This window comes from Microcoleus sp. A6-C6, from assembly GCF_036705955.1.
In the GTDB taxonomy this organism is placed as follows: domain Bacteria; phylum Cyanobacteriota; class Cyanobacteriia; order Cyanobacteriales; family Microcoleaceae; genus Microcoleus.
Genome location: NZ_JAUBVR010000072.1, coordinates 22,438 through 31,427, shown reverse-complemented (window position 1 = coordinate 31,427; position 8,990 = coordinate 22,438). Strand labels below are relative to the sequence as shown.

General features: G+C 47.8%; 6 protein-coding genes. 4 read left to right on the top strand and 2 right to left on the bottom strand.

Features of this window, described 5'->3' with window-relative positions; genetic code table 11:
* Nucleotides 1-350: 350 nt before the first annotated feature.
* On the bottom strand, nucleotides 351-3,749 hold the full coding sequence (locus QUB52_RS23135) for a sensor histidine kinase (RefSeq protein WP_332975274.1): 3,399 nt from the start codon (nucleotides 3,747-3,749) through the stop codon (nucleotides 351-353).
* Nucleotides 3,750-4,471: 722 nt separating this feature from the next.
* Here QUB52_RS23135 and QUB52_RS23130 point away from each other — a divergent pair.
* From QUB52_RS23130 to QUB52_RS23120, 3 genes are all read left to right on the top strand, one after another.
* Nucleotides 4,472-5,467 carry a LysR family transcriptional regulator gene (locus QUB52_RS23130; RefSeq protein ID WP_332975275.1) on the top strand — a complete coding sequence of 332 codons (996 nt, stop codon included), beginning with the start codon at nucleotides 4,472-4,474 and terminating at the stop codon, nucleotides 5,465-5,467.
* A gap of 138 nt (nucleotides 5,468-5,605) precedes the next feature.
* A complete protein-coding gene (locus QUB52_RS23125; protein WP_332975276.1) occupies nucleotides 5,606-6,670 on the top strand; it encodes an anthranilate phosphoribosyltransferase family protein in 1,065 nt (354 codons plus the stop codon).
* A gap of 235 nt (nucleotides 6,671-6,905) precedes the next feature.
* Entirely contained in the window at nucleotides 6,906-7,511 is a 606-nt protein-coding gene (locus tag QUB52_RS23120) for a molybdenum cofactor guanylyltransferase (RefSeq protein WP_332975277.1), read from the top strand.
* On the opposite strand, the gene QUB52_RS23115 is transcribed toward QUB52_RS23120, so the two are convergent.
* Nucleotides 7,400-7,711, bottom strand: coding sequence for a hypothetical protein (locus QUB52_RS23115; protein ID WP_332975278.1), 312 nt, complete (start codon nucleotides 7,709-7,711; stop codon nucleotides 7,400-7,402). The genes QUB52_RS23120 and QUB52_RS23115 overlap by 112 nt on opposite strands.
* Here QUB52_RS23115 and QUB52_RS23110 point away from each other — a divergent pair.
* The gene (locus QUB52_RS23110) at nucleotides 7,665-8,867 is read left to right on the top strand and encodes an aminotransferase class V-fold PLP-dependent enzyme (RefSeq protein ID WP_332975279.1); all 1,203 of its coding nucleotides are present in this window, start codon (nucleotides 7,665-7,667) and stop codon (nucleotides 8,865-8,867) included. The genes QUB52_RS23115 and QUB52_RS23110 overlap by 47 nt on opposite strands.
* Nucleotides 8,868-8,990: the final 123 nt, after the last annotated feature.

Here is an 8,990-nt window from a genome sequence, read left to right as displayed (position 1 = left end):
ATAAGTTAAGACTTTGGATTCAATCCAGTAAAGCAAAACTTTCCATTATATCATAAAATTATTTTGCAAGAGGTCTAGTTAACAGTTGACAGTTGACAGTTGACAGTTGACAGTTGACAAAAAAGTTGACAGTTAACAGTTGACAGTTGACAGTTGACAAAAAAGTTGACAAAAAAAGTCCGAGGATTGAAGCAATGAATAGTCTGATTTTAATTTCTCCCTCAAATGTTTCCGGCTTTAAACCAATTTTTTCTGGTAATTTCAACCGGAAACTCTTCAACCCGCGTCGGCGGGTTTTGTATTTGTAGACGCGAATTCCATTCGCCGTCTGATCTTCGTTTATGTCAACTTCACCTTTGCTCAATTGGCAATCGCACCCCGAAAGTCGAGCCGAGTCCAGGGCCGGGACTTTCTGCCCAGACAGTTCCACCGTGGAGTTCCACGAGATGGCGGACGATCGCCAATCCGAGTCCCAGCCCGCCGTAATGGCGCGTAGAACTGCTGTCAGCTTGGCGGAAGCGATCGAACACAAACGGCAAAAACTCCTTGCTGATGCCAATTCCCGTATCGCTAAAGGCGATCGCCAGAGAGTGAACCGGAGACATAGACAACATAGCGCTATCGGGCGATCGCGGTTCCCCCTCTTCCGAGAGCCTGATTTCCACGCGCCCCCCCGGCGGCGTAAACTTAATCGCATTCGAGAGCAAATTCCACACCACCTGCTGCAAACGAATAGCATCGCCCCTCAAAATTCTCACCCCTTCGCCGTAAAAACTCACCAATTCAACTCCACCAGCTTCAGCATCAGGACTCAGCGTCTTCACTGCCGTTTCTAGAATCGGCACCAAATCCACCGGGCGCAGCTTCAAACACACTTTACCGCTCACAATCCGGGAAACGTCCAGCAAATCCTCAATCATCTGAGTCTGCAACCGCGCGTTTCGCTCAATAGTCTCCAAACCCACAGCCATTTTTTCGGCACTCAACTGGCGCTGCCGCAGTATTTGGGCCCAGCCCAAAATCGCGTTCAAAGGTGTCCGCAACTCGTGAGAAAGCGTTGCCAAAAACTCGTCTTTAATCCGATTGGCTTCCGCAACTTCCCGGTAAAGCAGCGCATTATCGATCGCCACCGCCACATCCCGCGCCAAATCCGAGAGCAAAACCAAATCGCCGTGCTCGCAGCGGCGGCCGGACTCTCCGCACAGCAGCGAAATCGCTCCCAGAGTCCGCCCGCGAGCGATCAGTGGCACGCAGATTGCTGATAGCGGGGCTTGCGATCGCAGCACGAACAGCAGATCCCTGTCTGGTACAATGGCCTCGATCGCCCAATCCGGTATTTCTGAGTAAAGCTTCGACTCCCCAGTCCGCAGCACCTTGGCTACTCCGTGTCGTCCATCGGGGTCTACGGGCATTCGGCGGTCGATTTGCCACAATAGAGCCACTTTGCTCGGATCACTGTGAGCAACTGCTTGCAAGCGGATCGAGCCGTCAGCTTCGATTAAGTGCACGCAGCACCAATCTCCCAGCCCTGGCACTGCTAAATCTGCCAAACCTTGCAGCGCTTCCTGGTAATCGAGGGAAGCCGAGGACAGTAAAGCTAAGGATCGGGCGCGGAAATCGGCTGTTTGGGCCGATCGCTGGCGATCGTCAATATCTGTACAAGTCCCGAACCACTTGACGATGTTCCCAAGAGCGTCCCGCACCGGCACTGCCCGACCCAGATGCCAGCGGTAAGCCCCGTCAGATGACCGTTTAAAGCGGTATTCCACCTCATAAGTCCCCCCGGTCTGCACCGAGTAATTCCAGCGTTCTAGGCAATTTTCCAGGTCATCTGGATGCAAAACTGGCTGCCACCCCCAGCCTTGAGTTTCCTCTAGTGTCAAGGCCGTGTATTCAAACCAGCGTTGGTTATAGTAGTCAACCCAGCCGTCGGGCAAAGCAGTCCAAACTATTTGCGGGATGGCTTCAGCGAGGACGCGGTAAAGATGTTCGCTGGCTTCGGCTTCGCGGCGGGCGGTTTGTTCCCGCGCTAAGGCTAGATTCCGCTGTTCTTCGGCTAGTTTGCGATCGCTGATGTCGCTAATCACACCGATCCATTTCCAGGGATGGCCTTGTTTGTCAAGCACTGCTTTTCCCCGATCAATCCAGTGGAGCAAGCCGCCGCCCTGGCACTGCACGCGGTATTCCTGAAAAAATGGGGTAGCAGAACGGTTTGACGCGCTTAAATAGCGATCGACCGCAGCCTCGACTCGATCGCTATCTTCCGAATGCAAGATACTGTTCCAAGCTGCTCTCGTCCTGGGAAATCCACCTTTTTCGTACTCCAAATGTTCATCTACGTGACCGAACCACAGCACAATACCAGTCTCGATATCCCATTCGTAAATCAAATCGCTGGCACTTTCAGCAGCAATCCTAAACCGCTCTTCAGACTGTCGCAGCACTTCCATAAACTTAAAGTGTTCCGTCACGTCCAAAACCAGACACAGCATCGATATTAACTGTCCAGAATCGCTGTAAAAAGCCGAATTGTACCACTCGCAATGCACCAGCGCACCCGACTTATCATAATTGCTATTGTGAACAACATTGCACGGAGCCTGTTGGTTCTTTAAACTATCAATTGCCAATTGTACATCTTCAACATCGCCGTTTGAAATAAAGTTCCATTCGCTAAAATGCTTGCCTAAAACTTCTGTCGCCTTCCAGCCAAAAATCTTCTCGGCAGCCGGAGACCACCCGCTGAGTCGAAAATTTTCATCCCACTCTATCACTGCTAAAGGCGTATTTTCAAAATGAGAAGTCAGTTTTTGCAGCGCGTCGCGCAGGGATGCTTCTACTTGCTTGCGCCTAGTAATATCGCTAAAAGAAATAGCAATACCGTCGCCCAATTTAACAGTCATAATCCGAAACCAGCCGACTATGCCTTCGCTGTTGTAAGAAATCTCGGTATCGAGGGGAATTCCTGTTTCAACAACTTGCACGTAACGATCGAACAAACCGCTCTCTTGATGACCAGGCAGCACTTGCAGCAATCGGTTGCCGGTTAATTCTTCAGGAGTGCTCTGCTGAATTTTTGCCGCTGCGGGATTGACGTATTCCCATTCAAAATCCACAATTGTGGAGCCGTCGCGAATGCTGCGGAACACGTTAAATCCGTCTAGAGATAATTCCTGAAAAGCCCGAAAGCGTTCTTCGCTTGATTGCAGCTTTCGGGCAGTTTCAAGTGATAATTCCTCGACTCGCTGGCGCTGCGCTATTTCTGCGAGCAATTGCTGGTTAATTTGCTGGAGTTCGGTGGTGGGGGAAGCAGCGGGATTTTTAATGGCAGAGTTGGCTTGCGGTCGATCGACCTTTGCACTTCCCAGCGCTGTATTTGCTGCTAATTGTGTCGCCCCTGCCGCAGCCAACACTTGAGAAAGCGATGGCATCAGTTCCGCGACAGCCCACAAAGAGATGATAGCGGTAATGGCGGCGATCGAACTTGAGAGCAAGTAGCTGGGATGCACCAGCATCCAAACTTGCATCAGGTGAGTTGTCCCGCCGCAGAAAAACCACGCTCCCAATAGGATAAACCCTTTGCTCAAAAGCACATCATGCTGCTTCCGGGCAAAGTAGTATATCAGCATCGCTGGAATTGAATAATAGGACAAGGCAATTAACAAATCGCTGACCGCGTGCAGTCCCATTAACTGAGGTTGCCACTCTTCCAATCCATCTTGGGGAATAAATTTGTAGTTAAATGACATAATCTTTAGAGATAATTGCAGCATTTCGCCTTTCCTGTGCGATCGATCCTACTTGCACTTGTCTTGCTGACCCGCCAATTCCTAGTTTATACAAAAACCAACAGAAAATAACAGTGATTTTAGGTAGAGGATGAAAGTTCATCGGAGGTTTCATTCAGGCGGCAATATTCGGACACTTATTGACAACAATAGGAATAGCGAGGTACTATAAGAGTCAAAGATGTCCCATAAGAAATGCTATTTATTGAGTTTTAACCTTCCCAACAAATAAGTTAGTTAGCACAATTAATGAAGCGAATTTGACTGTGCAGTTCATTAAAGCTGTTTAGCTACAAATTTAAAAATTTCGAGCAAGCTTAATAAAATCGCTTTTTTGATAAATTTTCCAACTCATAAATGGATTAAAAATTGGATAATTAGAGAATCGAAATCTAATTGGCCTGAATAAATTCTGCCAGATCAAGTTAATTCGTAGAGCCAAGCATCCGCGCCTCTGACACCACAATCAAAACTAGACCTCTTGCACTCATTTACAAATTATCTTGAAATTATCTGGGTTGCATCTGTGTCCATCTGCGGTTCCTGTATTAATCAAAGATTTATGCAATCCTGTCTACTAATCTGTACCTGTATCAAGGTGTACTAAATTCTTCTACTAAATCGGTTAATCTCTCTGATGATCTCCGAGTCAAATTTCTGAAACCATCTCCAATTAAACATCCATGCGCTTAGAGCAGCTTCAAGCATTTCTTTCAGTTGCTGAAACCGGTAGCTTTCAGCAAGCAGCCCGGAAATGCGGCGTTACCCAATCGACTATTAGCCGTCAAGTGCAAGGACTAGAAGCAGAAGTGGGTTTATCTCTGTTTCACCGCACCGCCTACGCCAAGCTGACTGTGGGAGGGGAACTCCTGTTACCTCACGCTCGCAAAATCTGTCAGACTTGGCGAAATGCTACTGAAGAATTAGGAAACTTGTTGGCGGGAAAACAGCCAGAACTTTGCGTGGCTGCGATTCACTCGGTTTGCGCTGCTTATTTGCCGCCTGTGCTGCAAAGGTTTTGCCACGACTATCCTAACGTGCAGTTGCGGGTGACATCGCTGGGGAGCGATCGAGCTTTGAAAGTTCTCAAAGACGGTTTGGTGGACATCGCGGTGGTGATGAACAACCGCTATTTTACTCAAGCCCCGGAAATGTTGGTTGAGGTGCTCTACAATGAGCCGATCGAGGTATTGATGGCAGCGGCTCATCCCCTCGCCCAGTACGATCGAGTACCTTGGCCGGAATTGATTTGTTACCCGCAAGTGGTATTTAAGGACGGGTACGGAATGCAGCGCATGGTGCAAGAACAATTCGGACGCATCGGTGCTAAACTTCATGCTGTTTTGGAACTCAACACTCTCGATGCTTTTCGAGGTGTGGTGCGCCAGGGAGAATTGATTGCTTTGCTGCCACATTCAGCTTTGCTAGACGCTAGGGACGATCGCACTTTAGCAATTCGGCCGATCGCCCAAGAAAGCGCAAATTTAAAGGTTTCGGCGATCCTCTTCGAGGGCTTCGCTAACGGAAAATCGGCGATCTATCCGACTTGGACTCGCGAAGTCGTGTTAGTGACAACACACGATCGAATGCAAATTCCGCCGATCGCCCATTTCTGGAATCTGGTACGCGAATTTGTGCCACCAGTTGATGTCATCAAGGTAGAAAAATCAGGAAGTTAATACCATTTTAGATTTGAGATTTGAGATTTGAGATTTGAGATTTGAGATTTTAGGGCGTTACCAATGACTAATGACCAATGACTAATGACTAATGACTAATGCCCAATGCCCAATGCCCAATTACCAACTTCAAGAATTATGAGTGACGCATTTAGAGAATTGCTGCGAAAAATTGGCAGCGGAGTACACACAGGAGAAAACCTAACTCGATCGCAAGCAGCAGCAGCCACGCGGATGATGCTACTGGGAGAAGCCACACCAGCTCAAATCGGAGCTTTCATGATTTCCCACCGCATCAAACGGCCCACCGGCGAAGAATTAGCCGGAATGCTCGATGCGTATGAAGAATTGGGGCCGATTCTGGCCCCTCCCAACCGAGAAAAAGGGTTTGCCGTCTCTAGCGTGGCAGTGTTTGGCGTTGCCTACGACGGGCGATCGCGCACCGCTCCAATTAGCCCTTTAACCGCCCTAATATTAGCCGCCTCTGGCGTCCCAACCGTCATGCACGGGGGAGATATCACGCCAACCAAAGAAGGCATTCCCCTGATTGAAATTTGGCGTGGTTTGGGAGTTGACTGGAGAAAACTTAGTTTAGAAAAAGTCCAGCAAGTTTTTGACAGTACCGGTTTAGGTTTTGTTTACCTTCCCAAGCATTTTCCTCAAGCCGCGAGTTTAGTTCCCTACCGCCGCGAAATCGGCAAACGGCCACCTTTTTCGACAATGGAGTTGATGTGGTGTCCCTGCGCCGGCGACGTTAATGTCATCTCCGGCTACGTGCACCCGCCGACAGAAGGTATGTTTCAAACAGCCTTTGAGTTGCGGGGAGTCAAAAATTATACCACAGTCAAGGGATTGGAGGGAAGTTGCGACTTGCCGCGCGATCGGACTGCAATTATCGGCATTGCTAAACCGGGTGCCGAGTTCGAGCGAATGCTTTTAGCCCACGGAGATTACGGTTTTAGCAGCACAAATCCCGCCTTTGAATCAGCATCTGAGTTATTCAAACAAATGCAGGAAGTTTTGCTAGGAAAACCCTCAGAATTGATGCAGTCGGCTATCTGGAACGGTGGATTTTATCTGTGGCGCAGCGGAGTTTGTTTGGATATAAACTCTGGTTTGATTGAGGCAGAAACGTTATTAAGCAGCGGTCAAGTCGTGCAAAAACTTGAGGAAGTTAGCAAAGCAGTTAGTGCTTTAAATTGAGAATAAATAATCAGGTTGGGTGCGTATTGTACACAATACAATGATAAAAATTTCTTCTTTGTGACTAATGATAAGGTTCGCGAGCGGGGATAGCACTAATGACCAATGACCAATGACCAATCACCAATGCCCAATCCCTCCGCTTCGCTTCGCCCAATGCCCAATCCCTCCGCTTCGCTTCGCCCAATGCCCAATGCCCAATGCCCAATGCCCAATGACCAATGACCAATGACCAATGACTAACCATAAAATTGCAGTAATTGTGCTCGCAGGCGGTCAAAGTTCGCGGATGGGTAGAGATAAAGCTCTGCTGGAAATTGAGGGTAAAAGCCTATTGCAGCGGGCGTGTGAGGTTGCAGCAGTTGTAACGCCACAAGTGTATGTTCTGACTGCTTGGCCCGATCGCTATCGATCGACCTTAACCCAACAATCCCAATTTCTGCTAGAGTACAATCCGGGCTCCGGGCCCTTAGTCGCATTAACTCAGGGATTAACAGAAATTGCCGCCGAATGGATTTTACTGCTAGCTTGCGATTTGCCCTTGTTAGATGCCCAGATTGTTCAGAATTGGGCTAGTCAGCTAACAGCATTTCCCCCATCTACCTTAGCAGTTGTGCCCTATCAGAATTCGCGCTGGGAGCCATTGTGCGGCTTCTACCGCCAACAATCTCTCCCCTGTTTACAAAGTTTTATTGACCGAGGGGGACGTTCATTTCAACAGTGGTTAAATCAAATCCAAGCAATCCCTCTACCCGTAGGGGAAACAGAAGCACTAATGTTATCAAATTGCAATACATTAGAAGAGTTTGACAAGTTAAAATCTGTAATTGGTAATGAGTAATTGGTAATTGGTAATTGGTAATTGGTAATATTTATTTTCCTCTTCCCTCTTCCTTCTTCCTTCTTCCCTCTTCCCTCTTCCTTCTTCCTTCTTCCTTCTTCCTTCTTCCCTCTTCCTTCTTCCTTCTTCCTTCTTCCTTCTTCCTTCTTCCTAATGATTAACGAACACTGGTTACTAGATCGCGAAATAACATTCCTCAACCACGGCTCCTTTGGGGCCTGTCCGATTCCCGTACTGGAAGCACAAACCAGTTTTCGAGAACAACTAGAAAGAGAACCTTTGCGCTTTTTGATGCGGGAATTTGAGCCGCTGTTAGATAATGCCAGAAATCAGTTAGCTGTCTTTATCGGTGCAAATGAGCAAGATTTAGCCTTTGTGCCGAATGCGACGACGGGAATAAATGCAGTTTTGCGATCGCTAATTTTTGCTCCCGGCGACGAATTGCTAACCACAAATCAGGAATACAACGCCTGCCGCAACACACTTGATTTCATAGCAGAGCGCACAGGCGCTAAAGTGATAGTCGCAGAAATACCATTTCCAATTGAATCGCCAGAACAAATTATTGCAGCCATAATTAAATGCGTTTCCCCGCAAACAAAATTAGCCTTACTAGACCACATTGTCAGCCAAACAGGTTTAATTTTTCCCATCAAACAGTTAGTCAGCGAATTAGGTGATCGCGGCGTAGATGTATTAGTAGACGGAGCTCACGCGCCCGGAATGGTAGCACTGAATTTAGAAGAAATTGGCGCAGCTTACTATACAGGAAATTGCCACAAATGGCTGTGCGCCCCGAAAGGTGCGGCTTTTCTGTACGTGCGGCGCGACAAACAAGATGGCATTCGGCCAACTACCATCAGTCACGGGGCAAACTCACCGCGCGCTGACAAATCGCGCTTTCAACTAGAATTTGACTGGATGGGAACAGTCGATCCAAGTCCCTATTTGTGCGTACCTGTAGCTATTAATTTTATGGGTTCTTTGTTGAGCGGTGGCTGGCCAGAATTGATGGCAAAAAATCATACTTTAGCATTGGCTGGTAGACAGATATTAGCAGATAAATTAGATTTGCCACTGCCTTGTCCTGATGAAATGGTGGGTTCTATGGCTGTTGTACCACTGCTAGATGACAAATCTGATGCAGTTGCAAAGGGAGGAATTCCACCCTTGCAAGAGGCGCTGTGGCAGATTTTTAGAATTGAAGTACCGGTGATTCCTTGGCCGGATACTAGCAAGCGGTTGGTGAGAATTTCAGCTCAGTTTTACAATACTTTGCCGCAATATGAATATTTGGCTAAGGCGCTAGTTGAGCTTACGGGAATTTCAGCGGGAAATCCCATTCAAAAAACATAACACCCAACTACAAACATTCAGAGGTTCGTAGTGAGGACTTCAGTCTTCTTCCCATCAATAAATAATGACTAAAGTCCTGACTACGAAGCAGTTTGGAGAATATAATGTATTCAGAATCACATT